This is a genomic window from Nostoc sp. CHAB 5836 (assembly GCF_020829445.1).
GTDB lineage: Bacteria > Cyanobacteriota > Cyanobacteriia > Cyanobacteriales > Nostocaceae > Nostoc.
The window spans coordinates 1-14,484 of the sequence record NZ_JAIVFV010000170.1; the positions used below are offsets into that span (position 1 = coordinate 1).

Genomic DNA, 14,484 nt, shown 5'->3' on the forward strand with positions numbered 1-14,484 from the left:
AAAATCTATGCACAAAGCAAAGAAAAAACAGTTACGCAGTTGGTTGAAGACTGGATCGACAGGTTGCCTAGTCCCAAGATTGACGACTCCTTATCCACCCCACTCCCTAATCAATCTGACGATTGATTAGGGAGTGGGGTAGAATCGTCGCCATCCGCTCCCTATCCCCACCTTATGAGTACATTGAAGGTGGGGACTTGGGCGACACGTTAAATTTTAGATTTTATCTAGGTAAATTCAATTTAAAATCCATCTGGGAAAGAAAATCTCCAAGCAAACTTGCTCCACTTTCTACAAAATGCACAATTTGCTCTCAAACTCTTATGGATTGCATTCATTTAACGGGAATTCGCTGCTATGGCTACACTGGGTATCTACCAGAAGAACAGGTGCTAGGACAATGGTTTGAGGTGGATGTGAGGTTATGGTTGGATATCTCCACAGCAGCCAAGACTGACGCGATCGAAGACACTTTAGATTATCGCAGCGTCATTAGCTTGATACAACATCTAGTGAAAACGTCTAAGTTTGCTTTGGTGGAGAAATTGGTAACAACGATCGCAGATTCTATTCTCGAAGAGTGCGATCGTGTAACAAAAGTCCAAGTCACTCTCAGCAAACCTACCCCGCCTATTCCAGACTTTGGGGGCAAAATTAGTATTGAACTGACTAAAAGTAAGTCCAACTTCTAAAGCACAAAGTGGTTTTTTCTCAATATCTATCGTACCTATGCTGAGAACCTCCGGCTTAAAGCCTGTGGATCAAAGCTATCTGCCTGATTTATCAGGCATTTTAGAGTCCTATTCTTGGTAGCAAAACGTTCTAGATCCCCCTCAATCCACGCCACTTGCTTCACTTGGGGAGACCCCAGACGCTCTCTACGAGACGCTAAAAGCGAACGCAGACTCGCTAACGCCTTTGGCGTCTCCCCTTCTCCCTTGGCGCTAGCCTCTCCCCTTGGGAGAAGACCGCAGTGGCTCCCCGATAAATTGGGGGACCTTGAAAGGTTTTGCCCCCCAATTTATCGGGGGGTTGAGGGGATCAATAAGTGCCTAAAATCACAGCTAACCACTTTTCAAACAACCTCTAAGAGCCTATTTATAAAGTAAATATTAAGTAGGGTGTGTAGGAATTTAAGGGTTTGAGAAAGTCTAATTTAGCCGTAACGCACCATATTTCCAGGCGCGTTAAAGCAGCGCGTAACGCACCCGACAATTTAAGGTTTACTTTCTAAATGGTTTTTAAGACAAGACAGGTTAATAACATGATGCCATTTGATTATTGGTCAATATTTATATCAAGCAATAAGACAAGGTAGTTAAAAATTGTTTATGATAAAATAGTGATTTTTAGATCGAGTTGACACGGACACCAAAAATCTGAACCTTAGCAAACAGGTGATTGTAATATGTTCACCCGCAAAATCCTAGTTGTTGAGGAGGAAAAAACCCTACCCTCAAATATTAGAAAAAGTTTACAAAAATTAGGTTATTCGGTTTCAGAAATAACAAAGTCTGGTGAAGAAGCAATAAAAAAGGTAGCAGAAACTCATCCACATTTAGTATTAATTGATATCTGCCTAGCTGGGGAAGTTGACGGTGTACACGTAGGGAATATTATCCAGAATCAGTTCCATGTGCCTGTAGTATATGTAACGGAGCATTTGGAATATAAAACATTAAATAAAAATCAGCTAAGTGAGCCTTTTAGTTACATAGTTAAACCATTTATTGAAAGTGATTTACATTTTGCGATTGAAATGGCTTTCTACAAACATCAGAGCAACAAGATATTACACGAAGAAAAACACAGGCTGGCGGCAATTATTAACAGCATGGGCTGTGCAGTGATTGTCACATATGCAAATGGTTGTATTGAAATGATGAATCCCATAGCAGAACTAATCACTGGTTGGAAGGAAAGTGAAGCTTTGGGTAAAGATTTAGTAGAAGTCGTTAACTTAGTTGACAAAGATGTCGGAGAAAGAATTGAAAATTTAGCTATATATGTAATGGAAGCAGGTAAAGTTTTAAATTTACCAGAAAACTGTACATTGATTACCAAAGATGGCCAAGAAATAGCAATTGGGGATAATGTTGCACCGATCCGTGATCAAAATGGCAATATTACTGGCGCGGTTTTAGTTTTTCAAGATATCACCAAACGGAAGCAGACAGAGACCCAACTGATCCGCAATGCGTTTTATGATGGGCTAACAGCATTACCCAATCGTGTTTTATTTTTAGATCGGCTCAGACAAACCATTGAACGTAGCAAACGCAAAAGCGATTATTATTTTGCAGTTTTATTTTTGGATTTAGATGGCTTCAAAGAGATTAACGATCGCTTTGGGCATGGAATAGGAGATGATTTTTTAGTCGCGATCGCTAGACGTTTAGAGTCATGCTTACGTGGTGGCGATAGTGTAGCACGATTTGGTGGTGATGAGTTTACTGTTCTTTTGGAGGATATTAAAGACATTACCGACGCTACTAATGTCGCCAAACGTATTCAAGACTGTTTACGATTGCCAGTTGACCTCAATGGATATCAATTATCTACTACAGCTAGCATTGGTATTACTTGGAATTTTAGTAATTATGAAGAGCCTGGAACTCTGCTACGGGATGCTGATATTGCTATGTATCGAGCTAAACGCCAGGGAAAAGCTACTTATGCCATATTTAGTTAATTAGTAATTTCTGCTGCTACTTCAACTTGAGTTCGACGTAATAAAAAGTCTGAGAACTAGACAGAGTAACTTTTGTAGTAATACAGTGCCGTGCGTCTAGATGTCAGTAAACTTGGAGAAATGAGAATAAGTATGGATTTAGGCACAATTCGTACTTCAAGGAGTATGATGAATTTGTGAGAAATTCATTAGTGATGAGTTGGTTGATTTTTAAGGAGATTAAGTACATTGGCACGAAAAAAGTCAAGTATGTTACGAAACGTAAATAAGCTTAAAGCCTTTACTAATGACCAATGACAAAGGACAAATGACAGCCTTAGCCAGTTAACTTTAATTGCGCCAACCTACTTAATATGACTCAAGTTATCTTGAAAACGCTCAATCCCATCGTTATAGAAAAACTCAAACATCTTGCTCAGAGTCATCAACGGACTTTAGAAGAAGAAATCACATCTATCCTTGAAGATGTAACAGAAAATACGCCTAGAATTACATCTAAAAGTAGGGACTGGTCGCCTGGTTTTTTTGAGCAGACTTGTGGCAGTTGGCAGGGGGAATTGTTAGTTAGAGAGCCTCAGCCAGAAGCACAGGAACGAGAGCCGTTATTATGAGTTATTTGTTAGATACTAATGCCTGCATCCGGTATCTTAATTCTAGTAATAATCCGGTTTTTTATCGCTTAAATTTACTACCGCCAGATGATGTTCTTCTTTGTGACATTGTAAAGTTTGAGCTTCATTACGGAGCTTATAAAAGTTATAATATAGACAAAAACTTAGAAAATTTAAAGATATTTTTTAATGAATTTGTTAGCTTACCTTTTGATGGTCAAGCAGCAGATATTTGTGGTTATATTCGTTCTGATTTGAATAAAAAGGGAACACCAATTGGAGTTTATGATTTACAAATTGCTTCAATTGCTATTGCTAATAACTTGGTGTTGGTAACTCATAATGTGGGAGAGTTTAGCCGAATAGAAGGGTTGCAATATGAGGATTGGGAAATTGTTCTATGACGTTACAGTAGTTATTACTTTAACCTGAGTTATCTGATTTTTATCACAACTATAGCAATCTTATAGGACTTATATAGGAATCCGGTTTGATTTTTGAACAACATTAAGTATTTGTAGGGTGCGTTATACCAATTTAATGTGAAGTTGCACATATCTTGATCCAATACAGTTCACAAAAGGGCTGAAACTCTTTTTTTTACGAACCACAGAGGCGCAGAGAACACAGAGAGAAAGAGAAGGAGGAAATGCTTAACTGAACTGTATTGAATTCTATGCAGCTTCATAAAAAATTGGTATTAGCGCAGAAAGTACGGCACCATTCTTAAGGATTCGGTGCGTTACGCGAAACGCACCCTACAAATACTACAAATACCTAATTTTGTTCAAAAATCAAATCGGATTCCTATATTTTGCTTGCTCTCTACCAAAAGATTCAGATCCCCGACTTCTTCAAAAAGTCGGGGATATTTTTGTTGTTTTGATATGCATGAAATATGCTACTCTAGCCGCTACTAAGATATATCATGCACAACAAGCCCCATAAGTCACTCATGGAAAAAACCGAAAAACAGAAAATGCTTGCAGGCGAATTATATCTGCCCGAAGATCCAGAATTGGCTGCCGAAAATAAGCGAGCTAGTCGTCTGTTGCGAAGTTACAATTCTACAACTGAAGAACAGCAAGAACAACGGCAGCAAATTTTGCAAGAATTATTTGGAAAAATAGGACAGAAAGCATTCATTGTGCCGCCTTTTCACTGTGATTATGGCAGTAATATTTTCGCTGGCGACAAATTATATATGAACTATGGCTGTGTAATTTTAGACTGTAATACAGTTCACATTGGTGAAAATGTCTTGTGCGCTCCTTATGTGCAAATTTATACTGCTTATCACCCAACAGAGCCAGAAATTCGTCTTTGTGGTAGAGAATTAGCTGCCCCAATTAACATTGGTAATAATGTCTGGATTGGTGGCAGTGCAATTATTTGTCCAGGTGTAACCATTGGTGATAACACAACCATTGGTGCTGGCAGTGTAGTTGTCAAAGACATACCAAAGAATGTTGTCGCTGCTGGCAATCCCTGCCGCGTCATTCGGTATTTGTCTTAGAATTAATTCAAAACTTATACCCTCTAGCAATCCAATAGAGCCAGTCTGCGATCGCTTCTTCAGTTTCACTGTCAGCATCAATGGCTGCTATTTCAGATAATTTTGCAGAATAGACATCATCATCCTTACCATTAATATAAGCCACTTCTACAAACATATCTTTTAAGCACTCATCATCTGGGGCCATTCCCAGCACTTCGACTTGTTTTTCCTCGACAGAACCTGATTTGCGTCCCTTCTTAGTCCATTTAGCCAGAAAGGGAAAATTCAAAGTTTCTTCGAGATAATAGTACCAACCCATAGCCCGGTCTTCTTTGTCTTCAGCATCTACAATGATCTCTGTTTTAATGCGATGCTCTCGCTTTTCGTCGGCTTCAACACTAGGCATAAGATAACACTTTGCGTATAATGCATTTTGATAATACTACCAAAATGTTTCTAAAATCATTAGACATCTGGTGAAATTAAATATGCGTTACGTGAAACTCTTGTAGAGACGTAGCACTGCTACGTCAAAACAATTCATTTTCACTTCTATGTCTATTAGCTTATCAACTCTACAAGAAACCGCTTGTCATTGACAAGCGGTTTTCTAGTTATTGCCCTCAAGGGGGAACTTATTTGTTGCACCAAGATGCAAATTTTTTCTTAGCGCTAAAATGCGAGACTTTTTAGAGATTAAACAAGTCTCAAATCAGGATAATTTGCCAACACATCATCAGATGTCAGAGTATCATTTTCAGCTTGCGGAGTCCAAAGAACTTCAATCGCCAGAAGCTTATCGCTAGGAATACTACCAATTTGCCGCAAGGCTTGACGCAAATCATCAGCACTGTTAATCGCTGTGGGGATTTCAAATTTACCTAGTGTCGCCGCCAGCAAGGTGACAATAATATATTCACCAGGGCCTTCGGTAAATAGGCGGGTGGGATTATCGAGTTCACCAGCCGGGGGTAAAGCATCTTTGGCAAGGGCTGCTCTTAGCTGGTTGTTGACATTAGAAAGAGTTTCTTCGCTAAACTTGCTGCGTTCTGCCAGTGACAGCCGATTAAACTGACCTTCAGCTGAATTCAAACTGGCTTGTTGAGTACCACCACCTGCATATACAAAGTATTCGGGATGGCGGAGTAAAGCTAGGCTGGCTTCTTGGAGAATTTCTGCTCTGCCTTCTGGGGTGTTAGTATCAGCAGTTTCAGCAATGTGGTTGAGTTCATTTTGCAATTCACGGGCTTGAGCTAACAAACCTACTTGCAAACGAGTTACAGAAACAGGAGAGTTACTGCTGTAATCTGCTTCTGGAGTTTCACCGCTAGAGACGCGGCGGAAAGTTTGCAATAAGAAATTAGCGATCGCCAAGAAAATTAAGATGGTAAATATACCACCAAATCCTCCCCCAATACCCCAGAAGGGAAGTAGAAAGGGAAAGCCAAAGCCACCACCAAAACCACCACCAGGATAGTATCCGCCCCCGCCAGGAGGTGCGTAGGTGCGCGGTGTATAGGTGCGGCTGGAAGGTACTCTAAAGGAGCCACCGCCGATACGACCCCCACTGCGGGCTGCTAATGCTCCATCGGCGTGACCAAGAGCCAAAGCTAATACTAGGCTTAGAGCTAAGAAGGTTTTTAACAGGGGTTTGATGGTTTGTTGTAGTTTTTTACGCATAATACAATCGCTTGGAAAACGGAATTATTGATGAATTCTCCCCATGCTGGTAGGAGTGTTGCGATCTGTCGCTAACGCCAGCCCGTAACAAGCAACCGAGTTTGTAGCATTTACTTTTAAAGGCTACATATTCAATTTACCGCGTCTTATCTTGGGTAAGTAGCGATCGCAGGGGGGATTTCTCGACTGGGGAACCGTACCTGAAGATATCTATGCTTCACACAGAAATTTGCGATGTCTACGACGGGCTACGCCTAGGAGTAATTGTTGCTACGTCTGGGATTAGCACTTTTAGGCTACAGTTTTGAATTATACAGACGATTTTAATTTTTGGTAAGCCTGTAATTGCCCCTCTACGAATTATTTTTATAAAAAAACTAAAGGTTCAAAACCTTGTCCCTTGTGGGCAAAAAATTCCTTGTATTTCGAGGTAGATAAAAACCCCACCCCGAAGTGTCTGTTTTAATTCAATTACGAATTACGAATTACGAATTACGAATTATTTTTATTACCTGCGCACTTGACCGCTAAACCCAGCAGCCTTGAACTGCTTTAGCTTCAACGGAGTCGGCTGATTCGCGGGTACAGAAATCCTCAATTCAAAATCACTAATGCCTGGTGGCACCTCGACAATCGAACCTAAGCGAGTGCGGTTTTGCATCACCGAGTCATTATTAGCATCATAGATGCGTCCAAAAATATCTGCGTCGTAGACTGTTTTATTAGTGCCATTTTCGGCTTTGCCAATGACAATAAAACAATTGGCAGCTGCGCTACCACTACTGATAACAGCCCCTTGTGCTAATTCTGGGGGACAATCTTTATAGGAGACATCAAATAGTTTAATCTGCGTCAGGGCTACAGCTGTGGGAGCGATCGCCCACGATAGAAAGGTGATGAGACAGGAAATAAAAACGACCGTGAGTGAGCGCAACTGCATAAAAGACCCCGTGACTTAATTTAACAAACAATATATAACTTACAACCTCAGCTTACCTGAATTTCAGTACGGGGTGATTGGAGACTTTAATTTCACATTTGTAATAATTAGGGAAATAAACCCTCAATTGCTATTAACTTATGACTCCAGATGAGATTGAAGCAGCTATACTTGCAGCCTTTAACCGTTGTGATGCAGTAAGCTGTCCTCTCACTGACACGCAGAAACAGATATTACTGCAAGTGGTCGAGCAAATTCAGGGAAATTCTACCTCTGGGATGTCTAATATTGCTAATCCCTTAGACGAACTTACCCCAGAGGAATTAGAAGCATTTTTACAGTTTGTTAAGGATGAAGAACAACGCAACCGCACCTGGAAAGTGCAATTACTCAATGACTGGTTGCTGGAAAATGACTCTGGAACAGTACAATTTATTCGCAAACGCTATGGTTTACAGTGGCTCAATCGTGTTGAATCATATCATTTTGATAAGTATTCTTATTTTGAGGATGCACTAAAGCTGAGAGTAGGCGATCGCATTGAAGTTTCTAATGCACTATGGGAATGGGTGCAAGAAGATGGCCCTTGTCAGCGCGAATGGTTTCCCTGTATGGTGATTCACATTGAGGAAATTAGCGATGTCTACGACGGGCTACGCCTAGGCAATGATTCTTCTACTAATTGCGTTGTCCGCTTCTTCAACGGCGCTGAGTATGAAATTCAAGGAATTTATGAATGGAATCGCTATAACTGGCGCTGGCCTCAGTAAGAGTGAGGATTGAACAATGTCCAAGCCAAAAACCTTTGATTGATGATAAGTCAATACGGTTCACAAAAGGGCTGAAACTCTTTTTTTTACGTAGACGCAAACGCGAGTGCGTCTGGTAAGAGTTGCGGCTTGCCGCAGGCTACCACTCCAGGCGCAGAGAACACAGAGAGAAGGAGGAAATGCTTAACCCAAGTGTATTGCATGATAAGTAACTTGGCGCGAAAAAATCAAAGTATATTACGAAACGTAAATAGGCTTAAAATCTTTACTAATGACCAATGACAAAGATGATCTCGAATAATTGTTATTTATAAACTAGAGGTTGCAATTTAATTAAGTACATTGGTGCAAAAAAGTCAAGTATGTTACGAAACGTAAATAAGCTTAAAACCTTTACTAATGACAAATGACCAATTGACTTATGACAGCCTTAGCCAGTTAACTTTAATTGCGCCAACTTACTTACACAATCTCAAATTAGCTCACTGGCTGCACAACAGACATAGGAGTGAAAAAGTAGAGACGTAGCAGTGCTACGTCAAGACAAGGGTTCTGGGTAAGGCATATTTAATTTCGCCAGATGTCTAATCTGAAATTGAATATGGGAAAAATATACTAAAAAATTGAGTATAAAATTAAAAGGTAATATTGATGGCTACAGTATCTAAAAGCACTTTATCTCCATCTGCCCAAGAGCGATCGCTGATTCTGTGGTTTGATGAAGTTGGTATTGCTGACATCCCTGTAGTTGGTGGTAAAAATGCCTCACTAGGGGAAATGATTCAACAGCTAACGCCCAAAGGCATTAACGTTCCTACCGGATTCGCTACCACTGCTTACGCTTATCGTTATTTCGTCCAATCAGCCCGGTTAGAACCAAAGCTACGCCAACTCTTTGCAGATTTAGATGTTGAGGACGTCAAAAATTTACGAGAACGGGGAAAAAAAGCGCGATCGCTATTAATTCACACTCCATTTCCTGTAGAATTGCGAGAGGCGATCGCCACAGCATACCACAGTCTCTGTGAACAATACCATGCAGAGACAGATGTGGCAGTCCGTTCCAGTGCCACTGCTGAAGACCTACCCGATGCTAGTTTTGCCGGACAGCAAGAAACTTACCTCAACGTTGTCGGTGTCGAAGGAGTTTTAGCAGCTTGTCATAAATGCTTTGCTTCCATATTTACCGATCGCGCCATTTCTTATCGCCACACCAAGGGATTTGATCACTTTAGCATTGCTCTAGCTGTGGGCGTACAGAAAATGGTACGCTCTGACTTAGCAACGTCTGGGGTAATGTTCTCCATTGATACAGAAACCGGATTTAAGGATGCAGCACTAATTACAGCCGCCTACGGTTTAGGTGAAAACGTTGTTCAGGGATCTGTAAATCCTGATGAATATTATGTTTTTAAACCAACTTTAAAAGCTGGTTTCCGCCCAATTATCGATAAAAAATTGGGCAGCAAAGAACTGAAAATGATTTATGATGACGGTTCCAAATTGACGAAAAATGTTTCAGTTTCAGCCAGTGAAAGAGGTAAATTTGCTCTGAGTGATCAAGAGATTTTACAACTAGCAAGTTGGGCGTGCTTAATTGAAGACCATTATTCCCAAGTCCACGGCATTTCCACTCCAATGGATATCGAGTGGGCAAAAGATGGCATTACTAATCAACTTTTTATTGTGCAAGCGCGTCCCGAAACCGTCCAGTCGCAGAAAACAGGAAATCTGCTACGAAGTTATCGGTTGCTATTGGGGAATGGGGAAAAATCTTCCCACTCTTCACTCCATGATTCCCAATCTCCAATTCCCCTGGTTACGGGAAGTGCAATTGGAGAAGCTATTAGTCAAGGTAAAGCACGTCTAATTTTAGATGTTCAGAAACTCGAACAGTTTCAAGTTGGCGAAGTTTTGGTGACAGAGAGAACTGACCCCGATTGGGAACCAATTATGAAACGCGCCAGTGCAATTGTCACCAATTCTGGGGGTAGAACCTGCTTTGATGGCGAAACCAAAATATTAACCAATAAAGGGTTTATGACCTTGCGTCAGATTTATGAGCAAGGTTATGAAGGTTTGCTAACTCTATCATTAAATACCCAGAAAAACAAAATAGAGTGGCAACCAATTCTTGATTCCATGAAAAGACAATCAAAAATGATTAGTGTCAGCGTTTCTCAAACAGGTAGAGTTAATGACAACTGCTTGCGCCTGACTCCAGATCACAAAATGATTAATATCAGAGGTGGTGAATATCTAAAAACGGAAATTCAAGATATGCTTGCAGCCCAAGAAATGGTGGTAGTAGCAGAGAATATTCCGCAGTTGGGTGTACCCGAAAAAGAGAATATCAAGATGGCTTATTTATTAGGGGGTATATTCACAGATGGTTCTATTTATAGAAGCCGTACTCATGGAGAGGTACAGTTTATCCAAAAGGATACTTTGCCGAAGCAGCAATTTATAGCAGCTATGCAGGAATGCATGAATACAGTTTACGATAAACCATTTGTTACTCATCTCAAAAAAGCATCTTCTGGCTCAATAAGAGGTCAATTAGTAGTAGGTCAAGCCACAGCTTATAGACTCTACTCTAAAAAAATAGCCTATGATTTGCATGAAAAAGAGCAAAATATTGTAAGTATGTTGCTCAATAACTCTGTGGAATTTGCTTATAATTTTCTGGCAGGTGTGATTGATGGAGATGGTTGTTACTTTAATAATCGCATTCATATATATGCGTCAGAAGAACTGCTATTACAAGCTATAATTATCGCTTGTTTAAAAATAGGTACTGTTCCTCAAGTGACCAAAAATCGAGGAATACATAATGTACAGTTGGTTGAAAAATTAGCAGAAATATTGCAATTTACCAACAGGGTTAAAGGGAAAGTTAGCGAGAGAGTAATACAAACACGCTTCTTTGCTACCAAACAACTATTTGATGAAAATGCCACAGGACAGATAAAACTCAGAAGAGATAATAATTTCCTGATTTCTGACAAACAACTACATAAAATTGGCAAATTCAATCGCCTACTTGCAGGCGATATTCGGATGCATCGGGTGGTTGCAGTTGATGAAAAGACTCATGATGATGATGTGTTCAATATTACAGTTGCCGAACATCATAACTATGTTGTATTCACCAGCAAATATACACCAGTGATTGTCTGTAATTGCCATGCAGCAATTATTGCGCGAGAATTGGGTGTACCTGCGATCGTGGGATGCGGCAATGCTACAGAAATCTTAAAACCTGGTCAAGAGGTAACAATTTCTTGCGCTGAAGGGGAAGAGGGAAAAGTTTATGCAGGCTTATTACCTTTTGAAGTTGAAGAAGTTCCTTTAGAGAACTTACCGCGCACCCGCACTCAAATTTTAATGAATGTTGGTAATCCTCAAGAAGCACTAAGTTTATCTGCAATTCCCAACGATGGCGTAGGTTTAGCGCGAACAGAATTTATCATTGCTAACCAAATTCAAATTCATCCAATGGCATTGATTCACTATGACTTATTAAAAGATGAATTTGTCAAAGCTAAAATTGCTGAAATTACCAAACTTTACGACGATAAACCACAATATTTTGTAGATAAATTAGCCCAAGGCATAGGTAGAATTGCAGCGGCATTTTATCCTAAACCAGTGATTGTCCGAACCTCAGATTTCAAAAGTAATGAATACGCCAATTTATTAGGTGGACGACAGTTTGAACCCAATGAAGAAAACCCAATGCTAGGTTGGCGGGGGGCGGCGCGTTACTATGATGAAGGCTACAGAGAAGCTTTTGCTCTAGAATGTCATGCCATCAAGCGGGTACGAGAACAAATGGGTTTGACGAATGTGATCCCGATGATTCCTTTTTGTCGTACTCCTGATGAGGGACGTTTAGTTTTGGCAGAGATGGCAAAAAATGGTTTAAAGCAGGGTGTTAACGACTTGCAGATTTATGTGATGTGTGAGTTGCCTAATAATGTGATTATGGCTGAGGAGTTTGCTGAAGTATTTGATGGTTTCTCAATTGGTTCCAATGACCTAACCCAGTTGACACTAGGAATAGACAGGGATTCGGCATTAGTGGCGCGGTTATTTGATGAACGCAGCCAGGGTGTGAAGCGAATGGTAAAAATGGCCATAGAAGCGGCGAAAAAATGCGATCGCAAAATCGGCATTTGTGGACAAGCACCCAGCGACTATCCAGAATTTGCCCAGTTTTTGGTTGAACAAGGAATTGACTCGATTAGTCTGAATCCAGATTCGGTTTTAAAGACAATGCTGGAAGTGGCAAAAGTTGAAGGTACTAATTCGTAATTCGAGTAATTTATGCCAGTTAGAGACCGTTACCACGAAAACTTGAAGAATGCCCTAATTAAAGATGGCTGGACTGTTACAGACGATCCCTTTCATCTAAAGTGGGGGAAAAAGGATCTTTACGTGGATTTGGCAGCCGAAAAGTTGCTCATCGCAGAAAAAGGAACAGAGAAGATTGCTGTAGAAATCAAAACCTTCAGTGGCGACTCAGAAGTAGCAGACCTAGAACAGGCAATTGGTCAGTACTTTACTTACCTTGCTGTAATGTCCCGCAATTATCCAGATAGGGTTTTGTATATTGCTGTTCATGAGGATGTTTTTACTGATATTTTTGAGGAAGAGCCGCTTGGTAAACTTATATTGGAAGACTACAAAATTCCTCTGATCGTTTTTAATCCAAAGCGAGAGGTTATAGTCCGATGGATACTCTGGAACAATACAGGCAGATAATTTGCAGCATTCTTACTGAACACACGAAAATTCCTTACTCTTACGGTAATATTCAGCATGAAACTATCTTTGATCGACAACAGGATCGATATTTGGTAATGATTCTTGGTCGAGAACCAGTGCCAGAACTCTCTCCAACTGCAACGCGCCGCGTTCACGGCTGTCTAATTCACGTTGATATTATTGATGGCAAAATTTGGATTCAACGTGATGGCACTGAAGAGGGGTTAGCAAGGGAATTAGTTAGGGCTGGTGTGCCGAAGGATCGGATTGTATTGGGATTCCGGTCTGAAGAACTGCGGAAAGATTCAGAATTTGCGATCGCATAACTAACCGTAGTTAAACTTCTGCATAACTGCCTATAGCATAGCGATCGCCATATTTTATTTGTGTAATTGTCTACAAAACTTTTGACTACTCAACCATAAGTATCTTACTATTTTGCAGAATGGCGATTTAGTTTAGTCAAAAGCAAGATGACAATCCTGTTGCAAACCAAACGCTTGATTATTCGCAGTTGGATACCCGAAAGCGATGCCGAGCAAGCTTTTGTAATTTATAGCGATCCTGAAGTTACGCACTTTCTGGGTAAAGCTTCTTGCGCCGCAAGCGTTGAGTCACAGCGTCAGCGTTTGATTGAAGGCATCGAGCGATCGCGCCGACGCAACAATGGTACTGGATCTTGGGCAATTGTCGAAAAGAAAACTACAACAATTGTGGGAACTATCCTTCTTAAACAATTGCCCGACAAAGATAGTTTACCCACTCAAGATTATGAGGTAGGCTGGCACTTGAGGCGAGCTTCCTGGGGTCAAGGGTATGCAACAGAAGCAGGACAAGTTATGCTCAACTACGGATTTAGTGTTTTGAACTTGCCAGTAATTTATGCCGTAGTGAAGCCAGAAAATCATGCTTCAATTCGTGTAACAGAACGATTGGGTATGAAACCAATAGGGCGAACAAACAAGTATTACGGTATTGAACTCCTCCTGTTCCAACTGAATGCACCTGTAAAAATAGATGGAGAGTAGGAAATAGGAATAACCAATGTCCAATGCCCAATAATAAATGATTAATGATTAATGACTAAAAAGTGGTTGCGAATTGGGTTGTTGGGTATATTTATCTTCTCACTTGCCTTGAGGTTTTGGGGGCTGGAGCGATTCAACACTCTGGTATTTGATGAAGTTTACTTTGCCAAATTTGGTAATAATTATCTCACGCATACACCTTTTTTTAATGCTCATCCGCCGTTGAGTCAATATATGATCGCCATCGGCATTTGGATTGGCAGTCACATTCCTTTTTGGCACGATACGGTAAATGGACTGACAGGTTCATTGCGATCGCCTTGGACTTATCGATGGTTAAATGCCCTCACTGGTTCATTTATCCCTTTAGTTGTGGCTGCGATCGCTTATCAGTTGAGTTATCGTCGTAGCTTTGCTTTGCTTGCAGGTTTGTTCACAGCTTGTGATGGGATGTTTTTGGTTGAGTCTCGCTATGCTTTAAGTAATATTTATATC

General features: G+C 40.5%; 14 protein-coding genes. 11 read left to right on the forward strand and 3 right to left on the reverse strand.

Going from position 1 to position 14,484, the window contains the following annotated elements; translation table 11 throughout:
• Nucleotides 1–323 precede the first annotated feature (323 nt).
• The 5 genes from folB to LC605_RS25565 all read left to right on the forward strand — a co-directional run bounded on the left by folB (nt 324) and on the right by LC605_RS25565 (nt 4,819).
• The gene (gene folB, locus LC605_RS25545) at nt 324–692 is read left to right on the forward strand and encodes a dihydroneopterin aldolase (protein WP_229550301.1); all 369 of its coding nucleotides are present in this window, start codon (nt 324–326) and stop codon (nt 690–692) included.
• Between the two features lie 716 nt (nt 693–1,408).
• Nucleotides 1,409–2,692, forward strand: coding sequence for a diguanylate cyclase (locus tag LC605_RS25550; protein WP_229550302.1), 1,284 nt, complete (start codon nt 1,409–1,411; stop codon nt 2,690–2,692).
• A gap of 353 nt (nt 2,693–3,045) precedes the next feature.
• On the forward strand, nt 3,046–3,303 hold the full coding sequence (locus LC605_RS25555) for a hypothetical protein (protein ID WP_229550303.1): 258 nt from the start codon (nt 3,046–3,048) through the stop codon (nt 3,301–3,303).
• The gene (locus tag LC605_RS25560) at nt 3,300–3,707 is read left to right on the forward strand and encodes a type II toxin-antitoxin system VapC family toxin (protein ID WP_229550304.1); all 408 of its coding nucleotides are present in this window, start codon (nt 3,300–3,302) and stop codon (nt 3,705–3,707) included. Before LC605_RS25555 ends, LC605_RS25560 begins: the two co-directional genes overlap by 4 nt.
• Before the next feature lie 551 nt (nt 3,708–4,258).
• Nucleotides 4,259–4,819: a sugar O-acetyltransferase gene (locus LC605_RS25565; RefSeq protein ID WP_229550305.1), complete on the forward strand. Its 561-nt coding sequence runs from the start codon at nt 4,259–4,261 to the stop codon at nt 4,817–4,819.
• Between the two features lie 7 nt (nt 4,820–4,826).
• On the opposite strand, the gene LC605_RS25570 is transcribed toward LC605_RS25565, so the two are convergent.
• From LC605_RS25570 to LC605_RS25580, 3 genes are all read right to left on the reverse strand, one after another.
• Complete coding sequence (locus LC605_RS25570) at nt 4,827–5,207, reverse strand: calcium-binding protein (protein ID WP_229550306.1); 381 nt, start codon at nt 5,205–5,207, stop codon at nt 4,827–4,829.
• Nucleotides 5,208–5,497: 290 nt separating this feature from the next.
• Complete coding sequence (locus tag LC605_RS25575; RefSeq protein ID WP_229550307.1) at nt 5,498–6,481, reverse strand: DUF1517 domain-containing protein; 984 nt, start codon at nt 6,479–6,481, stop codon at nt 5,498–5,500.
• Nucleotides 6,482–6,989: 508 nt separating this feature from the next.
• A complete protein-coding gene (locus tag LC605_RS25580; protein ID WP_229550308.1) occupies nt 6,990–7,421 on the reverse strand; it encodes a biotin carboxylase in 432 nt (143 codons plus the stop codon).
• A gap of 140 nt (nt 7,422–7,561) precedes the next feature.
• Between LC605_RS25580 and LC605_RS25585 the strand changes: the two genes are divergently transcribed.
• The 6 genes from LC605_RS25585 to LC605_RS25610 form a co-directional block, all read left to right on the forward strand.
• Nucleotides 7,562–8,191 carry a hypothetical protein gene (locus LC605_RS25585; protein ID WP_229550309.1) on the forward strand — a complete coding sequence of 210 codons (630 nt, stop codon included), beginning with the start codon at nt 7,562–7,564 and terminating at the stop codon, nt 8,189–8,191.
• 651 nt (nt 8,192–8,842) lie between these two features.
• Complete coding sequence (gene ppsA, locus LC605_RS25590) at nt 8,843–12,508, forward strand: phosphoenolpyruvate synthase (protein ID WP_229550310.1); 3,666 nt, start codon at nt 8,843–8,845, stop codon at nt 12,506–12,508.
• 12 nt (nt 12,509–12,520) lie between these two features.
• Nucleotides 12,521–12,958 carry an element excision factor XisH family protein gene (locus tag LC605_RS25595; RefSeq protein ID WP_229550311.1) on the forward strand — a complete coding sequence of 146 codons (438 nt, stop codon included), beginning with the start codon at nt 12,521–12,523 and terminating at the stop codon, nt 12,956–12,958.
• Nucleotides 12,928–13,287, forward strand: a complete 360-nt coding sequence (locus tag LC605_RS25600; RefSeq protein ID WP_229550312.1) for a XisI protein — start codon at nt 12,928–12,930, stop codon at nt 13,285–13,287. The genes LC605_RS25595 and LC605_RS25600 overlap by 31 nt, the downstream gene beginning before the upstream one ends.
• A gap of 147 nt (nt 13,288–13,434) precedes the next feature.
• Entirely contained in the window at nt 13,435–13,989 is a 555-nt protein-coding gene (locus LC605_RS25605) for a GNAT family N-acetyltransferase (protein WP_229550313.1), read from the forward strand.
• 51 nt (nt 13,990–14,040) lie between these two features.
• Nucleotides 14,041–14,484: phospholipid carrier-dependent glycosyltransferase (locus LC605_RS25610; RefSeq protein WP_229550314.1), on the forward strand; the 444-nt coding region annotated here is incomplete at its 3' end.

Excerpts from the sequence above, each read along its gene's own strand:
- folB (WP_229550301.1), top strand. The coding sequence starts at position 324 with ATGGATTGCATTCATTTAACGGGAATTCGCTGCTATGGCTACACTGGG.
- LC605_RS25550 (WP_229550302.1), top strand. The coding sequence starts at position 1,409 with ATGTTCACCCGCAAAATCCTAGTTGTTGAGGAGGAAAAAACCCTACCC.
- LC605_RS25555 (WP_229550303.1), top strand. The coding sequence starts at position 3,046 with ATGACTCAAGTTATCTTGAAAACGCTCAATCCCATCGTTATAGAAAAA.
- LC605_RS25560 (WP_229550304.1), top strand. The coding sequence starts at position 3,300 with ATGAGTTATTTGTTAGATACTAATGCCTGCATCCGGTATCTTAATTCT.
- LC605_RS25565 (WP_229550305.1), top strand. The coding sequence starts at position 4,259 with ATGGAAAAAACCGAAAAACAGAAAATGCTTGCAGGCGAATTATATCTG.
- LC605_RS25570 (WP_229550306.1), bottom strand. The coding sequence starts at position 5,207 with ATGCCTAGTGTTGAAGCCGACGAAAAGCGAGAGCATCGCATTAAAACA.
- LC605_RS25575 (WP_229550307.1), bottom strand. The coding sequence starts at position 6,481 with ATGCGTAAAAAACTACAACAAACCATCAAACCCCTGTTAAAAACCTTC.
- LC605_RS25580 (WP_229550308.1), bottom strand. The coding sequence starts at position 7,421 with ATGCAGTTGCGCTCACTCACGGTCGTTTTTATTTCCTGTCTCATCACC.
- LC605_RS25585 (WP_229550309.1), top strand. The coding sequence starts at position 7,562 with ATGACTCCAGATGAGATTGAAGCAGCTATACTTGCAGCCTTTAACCGT.
- ppsA (WP_229550310.1), top strand. The coding sequence starts at position 8,843 with ATGGCTACAGTATCTAAAAGCACTTTATCTCCATCTGCCCAAGAGCGA.
- LC605_RS25595 (WP_229550311.1), top strand. The coding sequence starts at position 12,521 with ATGCCAGTTAGAGACCGTTACCACGAAAACTTGAAGAATGCCCTAATT.
- LC605_RS25600 (WP_229550312.1), top strand. The coding sequence starts at position 12,928 with ATGGATACTCTGGAACAATACAGGCAGATAATTTGCAGCATTCTTACT.
- LC605_RS25605 (WP_229550313.1), top strand. The coding sequence starts at position 13,435 with ATGACAATCCTGTTGCAAACCAAACGCTTGATTATTCGCAGTTGGATA.